Below are 18667 nucleotides of genomic sequence, written 5' to 3'. Positions count from 1 at the left end.
CAACGTACCTGCCGAAAAGCCTCGGCACGACGTCGTGCCCGATGCTGGAACCCTAGCCGCGCAAGCGAGAACTTGCGCGAAGCGCCGGGCGAAAGCCGAGGTGAAGCGACGAACGAACCGTGAAAACTACGGTCGTCCTCCGAGGGGATTTCCCCACAGGCGTCGCAAAGGTGGCGTCACGAACCGAGGCATACCCAGGGTGGCCGCGAGCATTGTCGTTACCATTTGAACGCCTCCCTGTTCGTGTCGAGTGAGTGGAAGCGAGTAGTGTATCAGCGCCGCGCATCACGCGCAGCAGGTGCGACGAATAACCGCGTCGGTCCAGAGGGTCATCGAGCAGGCCTGGCTGCTCGAAGACATTAGGACTGGAAAACTGCTCGAACGCGGCGCGATAGGTGGCATTCGCGACTTACGAAGGATTCGACTTCTCCCCGCACGGACTGAGTGCTTCCAAGTGCGGCTGCGAGATATGGTGAAAGAAGCACGATGCGCCGGCGCGAGACCGCCGCACCATGCCCCCGCTTACTGGAGACCAAAGTCGACGCGCGTCGTTGGCCCGCTGTCCTTGACTTCGTTGGCGTCGAGCTTCGGCGCGCCGACGGTGATGCGCTTCGCGTCGACCTTCGCGATCAAATATTGACGCACAGCGTCGGCGCGACGCTCTGCGAGCGCGCGCAAGCTCGCCTCGTCGACAGTCGCATGATTGGCAAGCATGCGTTTCATGTCGTCGTCGGGCATGCTCTTCGTCATGCCGATGAAATTGCGCGGCTTCTTGAAGTCGGCATCTTTATAGGCCTTCTTCAAATAATCGCTGTATTCGCTTTGATCGACCTTCACCGTCGACAGGTCGACCTTCTGCCCTTTCGCCGCCAAGTCCTGCGCCTTCTCCTTTTTCACGAGATCGTCGACATAGGCGAGACGCAGACCCGGCGTATCGATAGCCGGATCGGCACGGCCCGTCAATTCGAGCTTCACTTCGGGCTTGTCCGTGAGCAGCTTCGCGATCGTATCGAGCTTGCCGCGCGCCGCATCGCTCAGATCGGCCGAGCCCGGCGTGAACGCAACGTAGTGCAGTTGCTCGGCCGCATGCGCGCTGTCCGCACCGCCACCGCCGAACGCGTTGGCGAGCAGCGTGAACGGCGCGGTCACGGCCTTCGAGATCAGATTGCGGATCGCGCCCCAGATCACGCTGCCGATACTGAATTGCGGATTCGCGAGCGAGCCCGAAACAGGTATGTTCACGTCGATCTCACCGCGCCGGTTCTTCAGCAACGCAATCGCGAGCTTCACCGGCAGGTGCGTCTCGGTGCTGTTCTCGACGTGATCGCCGAACGTCAGCTGCGAAATGAAGATGTGATTGTTCGCCGTCAGCACATCGTTCTCGAGCTTGTAATGCAAATCGACGTTGAGCTGGCCTTTCGTGATCGGATAGCCGGCGTACTTCAGCGAGTATGGCGTCAAGCTCTTGAGCTCGATTTCATGCGCGCTCGCGCCGAGATCCAGCGACGGCTTGGGCGCCAGCGGATCGGCCGTGCCGCGTATCGTGATCGGCCCGTTCCCAGCCAGGTTCGCGCTGACATCGACGGGCGCGGGCGCGCGCTTTTCGGTGCCGAACGCGCCGATCGTGCCGGTGATGTCGACGAGGTTCGCCGTGTAGTTCGGCTTGACGAAGTGGTCGGTGTAATTCACGTGCCCCTGCTGAAGCACGATCTCGCCGACGTGAGCCTTGAACGGCGGCTGCGTCTGCGATGGCGCGGCTTTGGGCGCCTCGGCGACCGTAGTCGTGCTGCCGCGATGCGAAGCCGTCGTCCCCGTTGCCGGCGAAGGCTTATGCTCATTGCCGAGCACATCCTGCAGGTTGAGCTTGCCCTGCTCGTCGAGCAGCACGCTGCCGAAGAATTGCGAGAACGTGATGCGGCCAATGTCGACATCGGTACCGTGCGCGTCGTAGCGGGCGTTCATGCGGGCGAGCGACAGCGCGCGCCAGCCGGCGAGCGGCGCGGACGTGGTGCGGTCGAGCAGTTTCACATCGACGAGCGCCACGCCTCCCCGGAAAGTCGCCGTCAGGGCATCGTTCGCCATACCGAGCTTGACGTCGCCGCCCGCGTTCAGGAATGCGCTCGCAAGCTTTGCGTTGAGGTCGTCGCCGAAATACGGCTCCGCCGAAGAGACATCGAGCCGATTCGCGTGCAACGTCACCGAGGCCGCGAGCGGGCTCGGCGTCACGTCGCCCGAAACGTCGAGCGTGCCTTTGCCGCCCAGCGTCGCGGCCAGCTTGATCGGCAACGCACGGTGCATGTCGTCGCTGACGTCGTGCGCTTCGAACTGGATCGACGACAGGCGGACCGTGGCGGGATGCGCCGGAACCTCATCGACAATCTGCGCCGACCCGTCCTTGAGCCGCACGGCGCCGATCGTATAGTGCCAGCCGGACTGAGCGCCGGCCGCGGGCGGCGCGTTCGCGGCCGTCTGTTCCTTTCCGCCCTGGCCGCCTTCGCTTGTCCGCGCCGCACCTCGCTCACGGCCATGCGGCTTTTGCTCGTGCGCCTGCGTATTTGTCGTAGACGTCTGCCCCTCCTGCGGCGAGCCCGCGAGCGCCATGAGATCGATACGCCCGTCCTTCGCTCGCGCTCCGTTGACCGACAGCCCCGCCAGGTCGATGGCCGAAATGTCGGCTTTGCGCGCGGCAAGGTCCACCTGCTTGATCGCGACATGTCCTTCGTCGAGCGCGAGCGCGGGCGTGGGTGCATTCGCCCCGGTGGCCACGGCCGGCCCCGTCACCTTCAGCGACTTCACTGTGACGTCGCTTTGCGCCACCTGCACGTTCGTCGGCGTCTTCGACCAGTCGGCCTTGACCGTCAAGGCCGTGCCGAGCGTCCCGCCATCGATGCGCGCGGACGTCGAACCGGCCAGATAGGGTTGCACGAGCGTGAGCGGAAGCCCATCGGTCGTCAGCTTGAGGTCCGCCGACTTCGCGGCGAGACTCAGGGCCCCCGTCGCGGCAAGCGTGCCGCCCTGCGCCAGCACGGTGTGGACGTCGTAGTGCGCAGGCGTCTCTCCCACCGTCGAAAAACCGTCGAGCGACACGTCGAGGTGCGTGAGTCCGAGGGAGACCGGTTGCGCCGGCGCATGATCCTCGAGCCCAACGTCGCCGTCGTTGAGCGCGAAATGCTTGATCGAAAGGTCGAGCGGCTGAACGGCCTGCGCTGCCGCTCCGACCGCGGAAGCGGCGGAGGCCGCGGATGCCTTTGGTGCGGTGGCCGTGCTCGCCGCCCCACCGGCGGCCGATGCCGGCACGGCGGAGGAGGCGGCCGTGGAAGGCGATCCGGCCAGTGTGCGCGAGATGCTGAGGTCGCCCGAGCGCTCCCGTGCGAGGTGCAGCGAGGGTTGATCGAGCCGGATCTCGTCGAAACGGAACACTTTGCGCAAAGGCTCGAGCGATGCCGCCGCCACATGCACGGCGCGCGCGGCGAAAAGCGGCGCCTTGCGCTCGTCGACGACCTGCGCATCGGCGAGATCGGTGGTCCCCGTGACAGTGAGCGCGGGAGCGCTGCCCGTCATGACGAAGCGCAGCGTGAGATCGCCGGCGAGCTTGCCGCTTGCGACGGTCACGGGCAGCTTCGTCGGCGAGAACGACAACATTTGCGGCACGTCGAGATCGTCGAACTTCAACGCGATTTCCGATTCGCGCGAGGCGGCAAAGGGCTTCGTCTTGCCTGCGATATGGATCGGGCTTCCGTCGACACGCGCCACGAAGCGCGGATCGACGAAAATATTGGTCTTCGACGGCAGCGTCGCAATAAACGGGACCCCCAGCGAAAGACGATCGATGACGTGCTTGCGGCCGGCGAGCCGATCGTCGAAATCGATGCGCCCGTTCTCGACATCGATGTTCGATACGGAAAAGAGCGCGGGCCCCTTCGACGGCTTCGACGGCTCGTTCGCGAACTTGTCGGCGATATCGCTGAAATTGAAGCGCTGGGCGTCGTAGCGCACGATGTTCGCGTGCGGCGAATCGACCTTGACTTCGTCGACGATCGGCGCGAAACGCAGCAGCGAGAACCACGATGCCTGGACCACGAGCCGCTCGATGCTCGCAAAATCGCCAGCGCCGCCTTGCTCGCCGACGCGGATGCGATCCGCCTCCAGCCGCAGCGTGTACGGATTCAGCGAGACGCGCTCGATATGGGCGGGCCGCCCGAGCGCTTCACTCATCTGCTGCTCGGCAATGTGCCGAATGAGGGGCGGTGCGGCAAAGAAACCGATCAGCCCATAGAGCACGATCAGTACGACGATTACAACTGCGATACGGCGTAGGCGGCGCGAATGGGTCGCCTTGCGCACCTTGACGAACGTCTTTGCTACGCCGGCCTTCGTTTCGCTGGACATCGCTGCTCCGGTTTATTGGCGCTCGAGCGCCGGCGGCTGCCAGGTGCCGTCGATCGCCGGGCCTTGCGGCGCATAGAGCCGCATCACGACTTGGAACGCGCCGTCGGGCGTCGGGAGCCAATTCGCCTGTCGGGCGCGCCCCGGCGTTTCCGCCTGTAGATAGACGTCGAGCGAACCGTCACGATTGCGACGCAGCGCGTCGCGCGAAGCGATCGAACGGCGTCGAAAATCGCCTTCGACGAGCGCACCGTCTTTCGTGTAAGCCGTGAGCGTCCAGAACGCCCGCACCGGCGGCAGTCCCTTCGCCGGAAAGTGCAGCACATATCGGTTGCTGCCGTCCAGCCCCTTCCCATCGGCGTCGAGCGTGGCGGTCGCCACCACTTCGTCGTCCTTCGTGCCACTGCCCGGCTGTGCATAGGCAGCATAGGCGCGCAGCGCATAGTCGTCATCGTAGTGTCCGAGACCATCGCCGAGCCAGATCCAGCCGTTCACGGACAACGCGTTGTTCGGCGCCGTCGCGATCCGCGCCCGCGCCTCGGCGAGACCCCCCGCGATCGCCTGTGCCGCGCCCGTCGGCAGATGCAAGGGCTCACCGGGCTTCACGCCCAGATCCGCCAGAATCTCCAATGCGTGCGCATCGTTCGGGGAGGGTGGGTTGTCCTGCAGTGCATCGGCAAGCCGGCTGAAAAACGCGTTCGCGTCGAGCGACGCCACGGCGGCGCTCTGCCCCGCCGGCGTATCGTCGAACGACGGCGGATCGTCGAACGACGGCGGATCGTCGTCCGCTCGATCCGCGCTCCCACCGTTGAGCGGCCTGCCGCGCTTTGTCCCCTTCACACGCTTGATCCTGTGCCTTCCATCGTCCTCGGCATCGAACGCCGATAGCGGCGTTACGCGGACTTCCTCTTGCAATCGGCGTGCCGCGGCGAGCTCGCGCGGGCCGGTCGCGGCGAGGCGCACGGCCAGCCAGAGGCTCTTGCCCGGTGCCTGGACACGCTCGACGCCGTCCGGCAGGCCGCCCTGCCACCCAGGCGCGACAAAGGCGATCGTGCGCGGCTTCGCGAGCGCCCCACGTGCATTCTCGAGCGAACCCGTCGACCAGACGACGTTCGTCCACATGTCGAGCACGCGCGCGTCGAGGTACTGTCCACGCGTGGCGGGCAGCGTCAGCAGCACGGGTTCGTTGCTCAGATCGAGCCAGCCGGCGGAGGCCAGCGTATTAACATCGGGGCGAGGCGGGAGGCCCGGATCGTCCGCGGCCGGCGGCGTCCGCGAGTACTGCAGCTTGTTGACGCCGGGACCGCCCGGCGCGCGGGCCGCGACACGGGCGCTCGTCATGAGCACGAGCGGATAGCCGAATACGTAGGAGTCCGATACTTCGTCCTTCGTCCAACCGTGGTTGGCGGACACGGCGGGGGCAGGCGCTCGGGCGGCGCAGCCGGCCAGAGCGAAAACGGCAAAGCAAGCCAGCCAGGCCCCGACCCGAGCCAGCGAAACGCTGTTTCGCGCAGTAGCGAGTGTTGTTGTCATTGTGATGTCAGAGTTTTACGAGGCGCCGCTCTCGAGCCGCGAAGCACTTCCGCGGCGCGGTGCCGTCCGGCCACGACGTCGCGCACGACGTAGTCGTCGAATCATCAGTTCGCGAAAGCGTTTTATCGTATCCTCAGTCGGTAGGCAAGAAGAATGCGCTAACGATTGCGCAATGGCGCAACGCAATCCCTCTCGACTCTTGGGCGCGTTTGCGAGGAATATTTATCCGCCGCTGTCCGCTGACTGAACGGGGGGCCGCGCGGACCGCGGCAGTCGCGCTTGACCTTCCCATCATTGGAAGGACGACACTGTCTCTCATCGCGGCCTAGTTGCAGTCGTCCACCATGACCGATTTGTCCTCCCCTCCCGACGTCGCCTCCTCGACGGCCGAACTCGATATCGGCGGCATGACCTGCGCCTCGTGCGCCATGCGCGTCGAGAAGTCGCTGGCGCGCGTGCCCGGCGTACTGCGCGCGTCGGTCAATTTGGCAACCGAGCGCGCGACCGTCGACCTCTCCGCCGCGGCGCAACGGCCGGCGCTCGACGCGCTCGTCAAAGCCGTCGTCGACGCGGGTTACGAAGCGCGCCCCGTCGTCACCGACCGGGCGGCGCCGCAAGATGTCGCCGACATCGCGCGAGCTGCCGACGAGCGCCGCCGACTCGCCCGTCGCGAGCTTGTCGCCGTGGCCGTGGCGGCCGCGTTCGCGCTACCGCTGATGTTGCCGATGCTCGCCGAAGCGGCAGGCCGGCATTGGATGCTGCCCGCCGGGCTGCAGCTCGCGCTCGCGAGCATCGTCCAGTTCGCGTGCGGCGCAAGGTTCTATGGCGGGGCTTACCGCGCGGTGCGCGCGCGAACCGGCAACATGGATTTGCTCGTTGCGCTGGGTACTTCGGCCGCCTACGGGCTGAGCGTCTGGCAGATGATCGCGCATCCCGGCGACACCATGCATCTGTACTTCGAGGCTTCGGCGGTGGTCATCGCGCTCGTGCGGCTCGGCAAATGGCTCGAAGCGCGGGCCAAGCGCGAAACGACCGACGCCATTCGCGCACTCAACGCCTTGCGCCCGGACCGGGCGCGTATCAAGCTCGGCGAGGGCGAAGGCGAGCGCGATGTGCCGCTCGCGCAGGTGCGCGTCGGCATGGTGGTCGTCGTACGGCCCGGCGAGCGCGTGCCCGTCGACGGTATCGTCCGCGAGGGCCGCACGCACGTCGACGAAGCGCTCATCACCGGCGAAAGCCTGCCTGTCGCGAAAGGGCCGGGCGAGACCGTCACGGCAGGCTCGATCAACGGGGAAGGCCTGATCGAAGTCACGACGCGCGCGACCGGCGCGGAGACGACGCTCGCGCGCATCATTCGCCTGGTCGAGTCGGCCCAGGCGAAGAAGGCGCCCATTCAACGGCTCGTGGACCGCGTGAGCGCGATCTTCGTGCCGGCGATTCTCGTGCTCGCGGCCGCCACGCTGGCCGGCTGGCTGCTGGCTGGCGCATCGGTCGAAGCGGCGATCCTAGACGCCGTATCCGTGCTCGTCATCGCGTGCCCGTGCGCGCTCGGGCTCGCCACGCCGGCCGCAATCATGGCCGGCACCGGCGTCGCGGCGCGACATGGCGTGCTCATCAAGGACGCGGAGGCGCTCGAGCTCGCGCAGCGCGTGACGGTCGTCGCGTTCGACAAGACAGGCACGCTCACGGTCGGCAAGCCGCGCGTGGTGGCGTTCGAATGCGTGTCGGAGGGGGCGCAAGCCAGCGCCAGGGCGGCAAATTCCGATCAGGAGCCGCATGCCGCATCGACAAAGGGCGCGGCATTGGCCGCCGCCGACGTCGATTCGGAGCGGGAAACCGCGTTTGCGCTCGCTGCCGCCCTCGAGCGCGGCAGCGACCATCCGCTCGCACGGGCGCTCGTCGCTGCTTTCGAGGCGGAATACGCGCAAGCCGCGTCGGCGCAAGCGGGCCGGGACACCCGGCCCGCCGCCGCGCTCTCGCAGGCGGTTGCGGGACGCGGGATGCAGGCCCAGATCGACGGGCAAATGGTGATGCTCGGCAACGCACGATGGGTAGCCGAGCTCGGCATCGCGTTGCCCCCGGCCGCCGAGAGACGCGCGCGCGAGCTCGAAGCGGCGGGCAACACGGTGTCGTGGCTGATGCGGGCGGCGGCGCCCGGCGCGCGCGCCGCGGCGATCGCGCTCGTTGCATTCGGCGACGAGCTCAAGCCAGAAGCGCGCGCGGCCATCGAACGGCTCGAGGCGCGCGGCGTGAAAAGCGTGCTGGTGACCGGCGACAATCGCGGAGCCGCCGCATCGGTGGCGGCCGCACTGGGAATCGAGGAATTCCATGCGCAGGTGCTGCCCGAGGACAAGGCACGCGTCATCCGCGATCTGAAGGCCGAGAGCGGAGGCATCGTCGCCATGGCCGGCGACGGCATCAACGACGCGCCGGCGCTTGCCGCCGCCGATATCGGCATCGCGCTCGCCAGCGGCAGCGACGTCGCCATGCACGCGGCCGGCATCACGCTCATGCGCGGCGATCCGACGCTCGTCGTCGATGCCATCGACATCTCGCGACGCACCTACCGCAAGATCCAGCAAAACCTCTTCTGGGCTTTTGTCTACAACCTCGTCGGCATCCCGCTGGCCGCGCTCGGCATGCTGAATCCGATGCTCGCGGGCGCGGCGATGGCCTTTTCGAGCGTGAGCGTCGTCACGAACGCGCTATTGCTCAAGCGTTGGAAGAAGCGTTGACCGCGCGTGCCGCCGGCTCAATAGGCGTTCGAGCCGCGCGCCTTTTCGGCGGTCTTGCGCGGGTGCGTCGGGCGCGGTGGATGCTTGCCGGCGCTCGGCGCGGCCGCGGAGGCGCGGGCCGGCTGCACACTCTGCTTTCCATCGAGCGAATCGGCCGCGTCGCGAATGTCGGCCGAGGCCGCCGAAGCCGCATCGACGAATGTCGCGAGTTCCGTCTGCTGGGCCCGCAAAAGCGTCGCTGTCTTTTGCTCCGCGGCGGCGCTTGCCTCGGAGGCCCGGACTGCAACGACCGTCTGCACGACGCTGAGGACGCCAACGACCAGCAATATGGCCAGCGCCGCAACGACGAGTTGCCTGATCCCGCGCCGGCTCTCGTCTGCCGCCCGGCGCTCGTCGACCAGCGCCGCTTGAAGCGCCGCCACACTTTGCGTCAGCGCATCGTACGCGCGCTGCGAGGACGCATCCGCCGCCTCGGCCACGTTGGCGCCGCGCGCGGCAGGCTCCACCGATTTTCGGGCGATCGCTTGCCTGCGCGACGATGCGCCGCTTGGCGACTTGGCTGCGGCCTCTTCGATCGCAATGGAATCGCCGGCATCGCTCACGGGCCGCGTCGGCTCTTTTTCCTCGCGCTCCCGAAGCGACGAGAGCGCCTCGGCGGGCAACTCGAAGCCGTCGAGCGTGCCCTGGCGCGGATCGAGGTTCATCGTATGCGCCACGGCAAGCGCATCTTCCGGCGGGACGAGATCGACGGATTTTTCGACCGCTGCACCCGCGCCTTCTGCCGCCCGGGCGACCGTTTGGACGGCGTCCTCGACAAAGAGCGCGACGCGGGCCGGCCGATTGTCGGTCTCGGATGAGGCGGCGCGTGCACGCCTTTTGGTCGTAGCGGGGCGCCGTAGGCCCGACGTAGAAGATGCTGCGGAATCTGCCATAGCGTGAAAGTCCGGTCGCGGCCCGCGCCGCCCGGTTCGAAGCCTCTTGTTCGTTCGATTGCCACATGCGTGGCGTCGGCGGCATTGTCTCACGATCGCTCGCGGGCGCGACGGACGGATCGAGCGAAAGCCGATTTGCATTATCCTTGGCGCATCTCGCATTAATTGGCACGAATTGCCGGCGCAATCGATCTTCGAACTCCGTTTCCGCACAATGTCAAACCCGACCGACGCAGCGATCACTGCTCAATCCGCCGCGCTTTCCACGCACTTTACGCAGATCGTCCTGCCGCTCTGGCGCGCTCAAGGCTTCAACGCGTCGATGCAGTTGCCTTATGAGGCGCTACGAGCCGAAGACCAGACGCCGCTGCCTGTCGCCCGCTACCGCGCGATGGCGTGCGCGCGGCAACTTTTCGTCTTCTCGCTCGCCGGCGATGCGGCGCATGCACAAACGCTGTTTGCTTCGCTGCGCCGGTACTTCCGCGACGAACGCCATGGCGGATGGTTCTACAGCGTCGATGCGGCGGGCGCTCCGCTCGAGACGACGAAAGATCTCTACACGCATGCCTTCGTCGTTTTCGCATGTGCATCCTATCTCGCGGCTTTCGGCGACAGCGATGCGCGCGACGTGCTAGGCGGGACGGCCGCGCTCATCGGCGAACGCTTCGCCGGGACGGAAGGGCTGCTCCACTCGGCGCTCGACGAGCGCTTTTCGTCCGTGCGCAGCGGGCCGCTGCAAAACCCGCTGATGCACTTGACCGAGGCCTATCTGGCCGCGCACGAAGCGACGCGCGACGCCGCGTTCGAAGAAGCCCTCGGCGGGCTGGCCACGGCCGTCGCCCGCACGTTCGTCCACGCGCCGACGGGTGCGATCGCGGAGCTGCCGATCGGCACCGAGGGCAATCGGATCGAGCCCGGCCACCAGTTCGAATGGTTTTATCTCGTCGCGCGGGCGGGCAGCGCCATCGCGGCATCGGGGCTAGCCGCATCGCTGGAGCGAGCCTTCGACTTTGCGCAACGCCATGGCGTCGACGCGCAAACGGGCGGCGTATGCGCCGCGCTCAACGAAGACGGCTCGATACAAGACGCGACGCAGCGCATCTGGGCGCAGACGGAATACCTGCGCGCGCTCGCGACGCGCGGCACACCGGCCGACCGCGGCGCCCTCGCCTCGCAAATCGAGCATTTCCGCACCCGCTTTCTGCATCCGCTCGGCTGGTACGAATGCAAGACGGCCGACGGCGAAATTGCGCGTGGCGACATGCCGTCGACAACGCCCTATCATCTCGCCACGGCGTATGCCTCGCTGCCGGCCTGAGGCCGGTCGCCGGCCGTCGATCGCCGGCGTCGATCCGCACGCTATGAGCCCTGCGTTTAGGCAGGGGCGGATGTCAAGCGTATGATGAAGCGTTCCTAGCGTGGAACGAACACGATACGGGGCCCCCGCCCCGAGGGGTCCCCAATGACCGATTTCTTCGATTTGGCTCGCGGCGCGCTGCATGCACAACCGTTCAGCATGCTGCTCGGCACCGAGCTCGTTCAGATAGGCGAACGCGGGCTCACGCTGCGATTGCCGATTCGCGACGAGTTGCGGCAGCAGCACGGCTTCGTCCACGGCGGCGTCATCAGCTATCTCGCCGACAACGCGTTGACGTTCGCGGGCGCGATCGCACTGGGGCCGCGTGTCGTGACGGGCGAATACAAGATCAGTTACCTGCGCCCGGCCGTGCGCGGCGCCCTGCTGGCGCGCGCCGAACTCGTCTACGCGGGGCGCGGCCATGCCACCTGCCAATGCCATGTCTATGTGCTCGATGGCGAAAAGGAAACGCTCGTGGCGCTCGCGCAGGGGACGATCAATCGCGTCGGCGACGGCACGGACGGCAATCACTCCCACGCCGGCGCCGAGGCGTCAGCGGCGCCCCCCGCAACGGCGCCGGACGATAGTAGCGCCAAGGACCGCTAGTATTCTGCGTCGTGCCGCGACGGTCTTGCTTTCGTCGCTCGCCGTTTCTTCCCACTCGTTGAATAATGCCTGCCCTGAGGAGACGAACGTGATCGACCATACAGGTGTAACGGTAAGCGATATCGAAGCGAGCAGGCGTTTTTATACGGACGCTCTAGCGCCCATTGGCTATGAACTGTTGCGCGAATTCCCGGCATCGGTGACGGGCCATACCGACGTGGCGGGTTTCGGTGCAGGTGGCGTGGCGGACTTCTGGCTCAGCAAGGGCACGCCGAACGATCCGCCGATTCATATCGCGTTTCGCGCCGAGGATCGCGGGCAGGTCGACGCGTTCTACGCGGCCGCCATTGCCGCCGGCGGCAAAGACAACGGCAAGCCCGGCTTGCGGCCGCATTACCATGCGAACTATTACGGCGCATTCGTGCTCGACCCCGACGGCCATAACGTCGAAGCGGTTTGCCATGACGACCCCGGTGCCTAGTGCCCGCCTGCGGATCAAATCACGCGCGTCGCTGCGGCCGAGCAACACCTTCGCTTTCAATCGATGAACGAACTCGAAATAGCCGACGGAACGATTGCCTGTCTAAGAATCGACGGCGACCCGGCTCTGCCGCATCTCGTCTTTCTGCATGAAGGACTCGGTTGTACTGCAATGTGGGGTGATTTCCCGCAACGCCTCTGCAAAGCGAGCGGCTGTCCCGGGCTCGTCTATGATCGCCTCGGGTACGGCCGTTCATCGGCGCTGCCGCCGCCCTGGTCCGCCGACTACCTGAAAACGGCCGCCACACGCGATCTGCCGCAGGTGATCGATAAACTGCTGCCCGCCGAAGCATCGCTCATCGTGTTCGGTCATTCGGACGGCGGCAGCATCGCCTTGATCTATGGCGCTATGCGTCCTGAGCGCTTGCTCGGCATCGTGACCGAGGCAGCGCACGTCTTTGTCGAAAAAGTGACGCTCGCCGCCATTCGCGATGCCGTCGCCGCGTACGACTCGGGCAAGCTCGCCAACCTTACCCGCTATCACGGAGCGAAGACGGAGCAGGTTTTCCGCGGATGGTCCGATACGTGGCTCGATCCTCGATTCGCAACGTGGAACATCGAAGCGCTGTTGCCACGGATCGAGGTGCCGCTTCTTGCCATGCAAGGCGAACACGATCAATACGGCACGGCGCTGCAATTGCAATCGATCACCGGGCAAACCGCCGGGTCGGCAACAGCGGCGCTGCTGCCAGGCTGCGGACACACGCCGCATCAGGAATGTCCCGAGGCCGTGCTGTCGGTGACTGTCGACTTCATCCGCTCGGCGACGAAGGGTACGCCTCTGGATCGCTGAGCTGTCTGACGCTAGAATGGCGGCCCTTCACAATTCGCGCCGGGCGTCTTCGCGCACGGCGCATGACGACCCGTGACCCCATCCATGGCAAAACTTCTGACCGACTCCGAATTCCAGCGCTTCACCGAACTGCAGCAAAAGCAGGCGAGCTTCACGATCACGAGCGAAGAAGCGGACGAACTGCGGCTCATCGTCGAGCGCGCTCAACAAAAGCGCGACGACCGCGCGGCCGCGATGAAGACCATCGAAGGCTATCTCGCGCAATTCGAAATCACGCCGGAAGAGCTCTTTTCGCCCGAGCAGATCGGCGAAGCGGCGCGGACGTACGGTCTCATCGCCTCGTCGGCGAAAAAGGAGCGTGTCTTGCCGCCGACGCTGACGTTCAACGGCAAGCCCTATCAATGGACTCGCGCGCTGCCCGACGAAATTCGCGTGCCGCTTTTCGATGCGTTCAAGGCTGGCGAATCGATCAAGCGTTTTCTGGCCACGCCGAAGGACACGGCGCGCAACGCCGCAACGGTTGCACGTCTCGAGCGCGAAACCGGCGGCGTTTATGCCGAGGCGTGGCTCGACGAATTGTCGATCTCGCGCGCACAAGTCGATGAGGCGGCGGCCAAGCTCGCCGCGTAAGCACGAAGCCGATCGTCGCCCGCGAGCCGCGCGCAAGTCACAGGACCGCGAGCCTCACCGTATCGCGGCCCGCACGCTTTGCCTCATACAGCATTCGGTCGGCGTGGCGATAGAGATCGCGCGGCAGATGGCGCGTCGCGCCGCGAGCGCCTCGCCATACGAAGCCGAAGCTCGCCGTCAACACCGCATTGCTTTTCGTCGGGTGCGGTAATGCAAGGGCTCGCACGGCCAATCGCAGGCGATCGATCGCAGCCAGCGCGTCAGCCGGCGATTCGGCGCGCAACAGAATGCAGAACTCGTCGCCGCCGAGGCGAATCAAGCTGTCGCCCGATTGGCGCAGCTGACCGTGGACAGCTTGCGCGACTTGTTTCAGCGCGTCGTCGCCCGCACCGTGGCCGTATGTGTCGTTGTATGCTTTGAAGCCGTCGATGTCGAACAGGCAGAACGCAAGGGGTTCGTTGATACCCGGCGATGCAACGCGAGTTTCGAATATCTCCTCGATATGCCGGCGATTGAATGCGCCGGTCAGTTCATCGGTCACGGCGAGCCGCGACAGGCGCGCCACTTCGGATTCCAGTTGACGGATCCTGCCTTGCAAGCGGCCACGCTCCGCGTTCTCGAAACCGCGGCACAAGCGGCGAGCCCATGCCGCGAGCGACGGCAACCACGCCGTACCTCTACGCGTTTGTTGGTCTGCGTGCCAGAACACTTCACGCATCGATTGGGAACTCATTTTCGGTAACCTGGAATCCATGACGCAACGGCACGCCCGTCATCGCTCTGCCTTGGCTACGGGCATCGTCGAACGCAGCGAGCAGGATTTAGTTCAGCGTCGCAATTATGCCAAGTCACCCCAAAAACGACTGCAAACAAGTGTCAGGTGAAGGCGGGGCGCGGTGGACTTTCCCTATGTGCGAGCACGTCTCACGCTGGCTCGTCGGCCCGCCCGAGTTCCGCCTCCTCCACCAGGGGCGGCAACGAGATCACGAATTCGGTGCCCTTGCCCTGCTCGCTGTGCACCGCCACCTCGCCCCCATGTCGCACGACGACGGTCTTCACGAATGCCATGCCGAGCCCCGCACCGCCCACTTCGGGACGCTCGCCCGCGTGGAAGCGCCGAAACCGCTCGAACAAGCGGCCCTGCTTGTCCAGCGGAATGCCGTATCCCTGGTCGCGAATCGAGCAGCTCACATGCCCCCCGGCCAACGACGCGCTCGCAGGCAGAATCGTGCATGCAATGCGCGTGTCGTCCGGACTGTACTTGATCGCGTTCTGCAGGATGTTCACGAGCGCGCGCGTCAGTAATGAGCGGTCCGCGCGAATCCAGCATCCTTCGCTGTCGCCCAATTCCGCATCGATGCGGATGCGCTTCGCATGCGCCTGAGGCCAGACTTGGTCGCTCGCATCGAGCACGAGGTCGGCGAGGTTCACGGGCTCGAATTCGTAGGCCTGCGACTCGGCGCGCGCAAGCTGCACGAAGTCGTCGGCGAGCGTCAGTGCGCGCGTGGCGTAGCGCGCGATGCGATCCATGACGTTGCGCACCTGCTCCGACTCGATGCGCGCGCGCTCCATCTCGACGAGCGCAAGAATCGACGCATGCGGCGAACGCATGTCGTGCGACAGGAGCTGCAACGCGTCCTCACGCTGGCGCTCGGCTTCATGCAACGCCGTGGTGTCGACAAGGCCAGCGATCCAGCCCGTTGCCTCGCCGAACGCATTGCTGCATTCGGAGTACCGCAGCAAGTAGTCGCGGTCGTCGCGGCAGCGCACCTCGATCCCATTCGTCATGATCCGCTTGTATTCGGGCCGCGTCGGATTCATTACCGCGGGCCAATCCCGGCGCGCGATCAGCTCGTCTTCCGGCTCGGCGCCGACCGTCTTGGAGAATGCGCAGTCGGTCAGCACGGCCTGCAATGGCCAGCCCTCCGGGCCGGGCGCCGAGAGTCGCGCGCAATACGCTCGCGCGGCGCGGTTCGCGATCAGCACGACATTGTTCACGTCGGCGACGAAAATCGGCTCAGGTCCATTGTCGAGGCTGTCCCAGACGAACCGCTTCATATCTCTGGCGCGCCGCGCGGCCTGAGCCATCAGCGACATTTGCTGCTCCAGCGCGTCACCCATGAATTCATTTTGCCGTGTCGGCGCTTCGGGCAGCAGGTAAGGTTCGTCGGCAAGGTGCCGCAACTCCTTGCGCAGGTACGCCATCGTCATTTCGAGCCGGCGCCAGCTCCATACCGGATAAACGGCGACGAGCCCGAGGATCGCGGGCACAGGCGAAACCCAGAGCCGCAGCGTGTGCAGCAGCATGGCATCGACGGCAAGCGCCGAGCCGGCGAGCACGATCGCGAGCGCCAGCGAGAACATGGGCGAGAGCACGAGAAAGCCGACGAGCAGCGCGGCAAGCGGCAGCAGCCATGCGGCAAGCAAACCGAGAGGCGATACCGGCCTGATGGCCGTACCGTTGAGCAACATGTCGAGCACGCTCGCATGGGCGTACACGCCGGGCATGATGCCCGAGCGGCCCGACATCGGCGTCGCGAAATGGTCGTAAAGCCCCGACGCCGTCGAGCCCACCAGCACGATCCTGCCTCGCACGACGTCGGGCGGCACTGTTCCAGCCAGCACTTGCGCGACGGATACCTTTCGGTAGGTTTGGCGCAGCGGACTGAACGGAATCAGCAAACGCTGATCGCCGCCCGGATTGGCCATCTCGGCGAGATCGGGCGCTGCGCGCCTCGCCTTCTTCATGCCGGCCAGGTGTATCACGCCGGTTTCCACGGCATGCCAGACAGGAACCGTCAACTGCGGCCACCATGCACGCGCATCGCCTTCGTATGGCGCCACGCTGCGCACGATGCCGTCTTTATCGACTTCGAAATTGATATGGCCGAGCCCCGCCGCCGCGTGAGCCAATTCGGCGATCGGCAGCACCGCGGCACGATGGCCCGCGGCATCCGGGGAGTCGAGCAAAATCGGCAGATAGGTCCTGCTCGATGCAATCGCGCGCGCAAGCGCCGCGTCGTCCGCGCCGGGCTCCGTAAATAGCACGTCGTAGACGATGGCCGCCGCACCGTCCTTCGCGAGCGTATCGATAAGGCGAGCATGGATGTTGCGCGGCCAGGGCCAGCGGCCAAGCGCTTCGATACTGTCGTCGTCGATCTCGACGACGACGATGTCGTTCGATACCGGCCGCGTCGACAACGCGAGAAATTCGTCATAGACGAGATGATCGAGACTCGCGGTCAGACGCCAGCTCGAGCTCAACGCGACGAATGCAATGCCGAAGCAGCCGGTCGCGATCCACTCGAGCAGGAAGCGGCGCCCCAGCGATGGCCCGAGCCGCGAGCGGATCAGCCGCGCGAGCAATGTCATCGAAGCCGCCACTCGCGCGCGACCAGAAGATCGCCTTGATCCGGAAAATCGCCGCCGCTCCCGCGGCATGTCGTTGTCTCGCCTCATGGCTGGTCATCCTCCATCCGGTCGAGACGATAGCCGTAGCCGGCGATCGACGCCAGGCGGTAGCCGTGTTGGGGCCGCAGATCGAGCTTCGTTCTTATCACCGACATATGCGTATCGATGGTTCGGGCTGATACGCCGGCGACATCTTGCCACACCGCCTCCTGAATGCGAGCACGCGAAAGGGGCCGGCCAAGATGCCGAAACAGCAGCAGCGCAAGCTCGAACTCCTCGCGGGTCAGTTCGATCGGCATGCCGTGCGTCGCCGTCTGCGAAGTCCGCAAGTCGAATACGAACTCGCCGAAGGTCTCCGTTCCCTCGCAAGGGTTGAATCGGTAGGCACAGCGCAGCAGCGACGTCACACGCGCGCGTAATACGTCGGCGCCCACGGGCTTGATGAGGTAGTCGTCGGCGCCGAGCGCGAAGATCGAAGTCACGTCGGCTTCGCTGCCGCAGCTCGTCAGGAAGACGACCGGCACCCTTTCCGAAAGCGACTCCCGAACCCAGCGCAGCACCGCTTCGCCGGACATGCCCGGAACGTTCCAGTCGAGCACCAAAAGGTCGAAGGTCTCGTGCTTTAACCGCTCGACGAGCAGATCCCCCGCTGAGAAGGAGCAGCAAACGTGATCGGCCGCCGCCAGCGTCTCACACACGAAGTGAGCCTGCGCCGGATCATCGTCCAGAACGGCGATTCTCATAGCACCCCGTAACGCAAGTCATTATTAGTATCCGGCAAGCAGTATAGAAAGGAATGATCGTTAATTGGCTCAAGAATTGTTAAGTCGCCGGCAACGGAAGGACGCCCCATTGAATAGCGCCCAGATCATTCTCATCCAGATACTGGCAAACCCTTACGATTTGCCCCATCATTGCTGGCGTCAAACCGGCAGCTCCGCGCGGAATGCACCAAAACCGGGCGTCGCTTCCTCCTTTTTGCTTCGGCACAATTACTTCACTTCTTTCCGAGTCAGACCATGCGGATCGCCATCCTCGACGACGACCCGAGCCAATTGGAGTTTGTCTCCGAATCGCTGAGCCCCGCGGGGCATACCTGTCACGCCTTCACCGAGGGTCGCGCATTGATCCGTGAGCTACGGCGGGAGAGCTACGACCTGATCGTGCTCGACTGGAACGTGGCCGACATGCCAGGCGACGAGGTGCTCGCCTGGGTGCGCGAGCACTGCCATGAGGAGCTTCCCGTCCTTTTCATGACCAGCCGATCGCGCGAAGCCGACATTGTCACCGCGTTGAATGCCGGCGCCGACGATTACGTCGTGAAGCCCGTCGCGGCGTCGATCCTGCTCGCACGCGTCTCGACTCTTTTGCGCAGAACCTATCGTCGCGAAGAAAGCATTGCCTCGCAGGAATTCGGCGAATATGTCTTCGACCTGCGCGAGAGCATCGTCTACCGTCGAGCCGTGCCTGTCACGCTGTCGCAGAAGGAATTCCAGGTTGCGCTGCTGCTGTTTCGGAATCTCGGACGGCCGCTCTCGCGCAGCCACATCGTCGAGACGATCTGGAAACAAACGGCCGATATCCCGTCGCGCACGCTCGACACGCATGTCTCGTCCGTTCGCATCAAACTCGATCTGCGTCCCCAGAACGGGTACTGCATCTATCCCGTCTACGGCTACGGGTATCGGCTCGAGAAGCTCGAAGCGGGCCAGGCGTGAGCGGCGCGGCGACCTCCGCGGCGACC

General features: G+C 65.4%; 14 protein-coding genes. 8 read left to right on the top strand and 6 right to left on the bottom strand.

Annotated features, from left to right (window positions below):
- Positions 1–522: 522 nt before the first annotated feature.
- Together B0G57_RS21535 and B0G57_RS21530 are read right to left on the bottom strand one after the other, a co-directional pair.
- A complete protein-coding gene (locus tag B0G57_RS21535) occupies positions 523–4389 on the bottom strand; it encodes a DUF748 domain-containing protein (protein WP_018440062.1) in 3867 nt (1288 codons plus the stop codon).
- Positions 4390–4401: 12 nt separating this feature from the next.
- Positions 4402–5799: a DUF1254 domain-containing protein gene (locus B0G57_RS21530; RefSeq protein WP_018440063.1), complete on the bottom strand. Its 1398-nt coding sequence runs from the start codon at positions 5797–5799 to the stop codon at positions 4402–4404.
- 464 nt (positions 5800–6263) lie between these two features.
- Here B0G57_RS21530 and B0G57_RS21525 point away from each other — a divergent pair, with 464 nt between their 5' ends.
- Positions 6264–8654, top strand: a complete 2391-nt coding sequence (locus tag B0G57_RS21525; RefSeq protein WP_026229555.1) for a heavy metal translocating P-type ATPase — start codon at positions 6264–6266, stop codon at positions 8652–8654.
- 17 nt (positions 8655–8671) lie between these two features.
- On the opposite strand, the gene B0G57_RS21520 is transcribed toward B0G57_RS21525, so the two are convergent.
- Positions 8672–9358: a hypothetical protein gene (locus tag B0G57_RS21520; RefSeq protein ID WP_104489598.1), complete on the bottom strand. Its 687-nt coding sequence runs from the start codon at positions 9356–9358 to the stop codon at positions 8672–8674.
- Between the two features lie 3 nt (positions 9359–9361).
- Here B0G57_RS21520 and B0G57_RS31135 point away from each other — a divergent pair, with 3 nt between their 5' ends.
- The 6 genes from B0G57_RS31135 to B0G57_RS21495 all read left to right on the top strand — a co-directional run bounded on the left by B0G57_RS31135 (position 9362) and on the right by B0G57_RS21495 (position 13512).
- Positions 9362–9511 (top strand): hypothetical protein, encoded by a 150-nt coding sequence (locus tag B0G57_RS31135; RefSeq protein WP_018440067.1) that lies wholly within the window; start codon positions 9362–9364, stop codon positions 9509–9511.
- A gap of 289 nt (positions 9512–9800) precedes the next feature.
- Entirely contained in the window at positions 9801–10904 is a 1104-nt protein-coding gene (locus B0G57_RS21515; RefSeq protein ID WP_026229556.1) for an AGE family epimerase/isomerase, read from the top strand.
- A 144-nt stretch (positions 10905–11048) separates the two neighbouring features.
- Entirely contained in the window at positions 11049–11549 is a 501-nt protein-coding gene (locus tag B0G57_RS21510; protein ID WP_018440069.1) for a PaaI family thioesterase, read from the top strand.
- A gap of 88 nt (positions 11550–11637) precedes the next feature.
- Positions 11638–12030, top strand: a complete 393-nt coding sequence (locus B0G57_RS21505) for a VOC family protein (RefSeq protein ID WP_026229557.1) — start codon at positions 11638–11640, stop codon at positions 12028–12030.
- A gap of 63 nt (positions 12031–12093) precedes the next feature.
- Entirely contained in the window at positions 12094–12882 is a 789-nt protein-coding gene (locus B0G57_RS21500; RefSeq protein ID WP_018440071.1) for an alpha/beta fold hydrolase, read from the top strand.
- An 84-nt stretch (positions 12883–12966) separates the two neighbouring features.
- Positions 12967–13512 carry a hypothetical protein gene (locus B0G57_RS21495; RefSeq protein WP_018440072.1) on the top strand — a complete coding sequence of 182 codons (546 nt, stop codon included), beginning with the start codon at positions 12967–12969 and terminating at the stop codon, positions 13510–13512.
- A gap of 37 nt (positions 13513–13549) precedes the next feature.
- Here the strand turns inward: B0G57_RS21495 and B0G57_RS21490 are convergent, their stop codons facing one another.
- The 3 genes from B0G57_RS21490 to B0G57_RS21480 form a co-directional block, all read right to left on the bottom strand.
- On the bottom strand, positions 13550–14245 hold the full coding sequence (locus tag B0G57_RS21490; RefSeq protein ID WP_158256627.1) for a GGDEF domain-containing protein: 696 nt from the start codon (positions 14243–14245) through the stop codon (positions 13550–13552).
- A gap of 191 nt (positions 14246–14436) precedes the next feature.
- Entirely contained in the window at positions 14437–16884 is a 2448-nt protein-coding gene (locus B0G57_RS21485) for a CHASE2 domain-containing protein (protein WP_085952713.1), read from the bottom strand.
- Between the two features lie 83 nt (positions 16885–16967).
- Entirely contained in the window at positions 16968–17666 is a 699-nt protein-coding gene (locus tag B0G57_RS21480; RefSeq protein ID WP_018440075.1) for a response regulator transcription factor, read from the bottom strand.
- A gap of 276 nt (positions 17667–17942) precedes the next feature.
- On the opposite strand from B0G57_RS21480, the gene B0G57_RS21475 reads away from it, so the two are divergent.
- Positions 17943–18641 carry a response regulator transcription factor gene (locus B0G57_RS21475; protein WP_018440076.1) on the top strand — a complete coding sequence of 233 codons (699 nt, stop codon included), beginning with the start codon at positions 17943–17945 and terminating at the stop codon, positions 18639–18641.
- Positions 18642–18667: the final 26 nt, after the last annotated feature.

It is taken from the genome of Trinickia symbiotica (genome assembly GCF_002934455.1).
In the GTDB taxonomy this organism is placed as follows: domain Bacteria; phylum Pseudomonadota; class Gammaproteobacteria; order Burkholderiales; family Burkholderiaceae; genus Trinickia; species Trinickia symbiotica.
The sequence above is the reverse complement of the archived record's forward strand: the minus strand, read 5'-3'. Positions and strand labels throughout refer to the sequence as shown.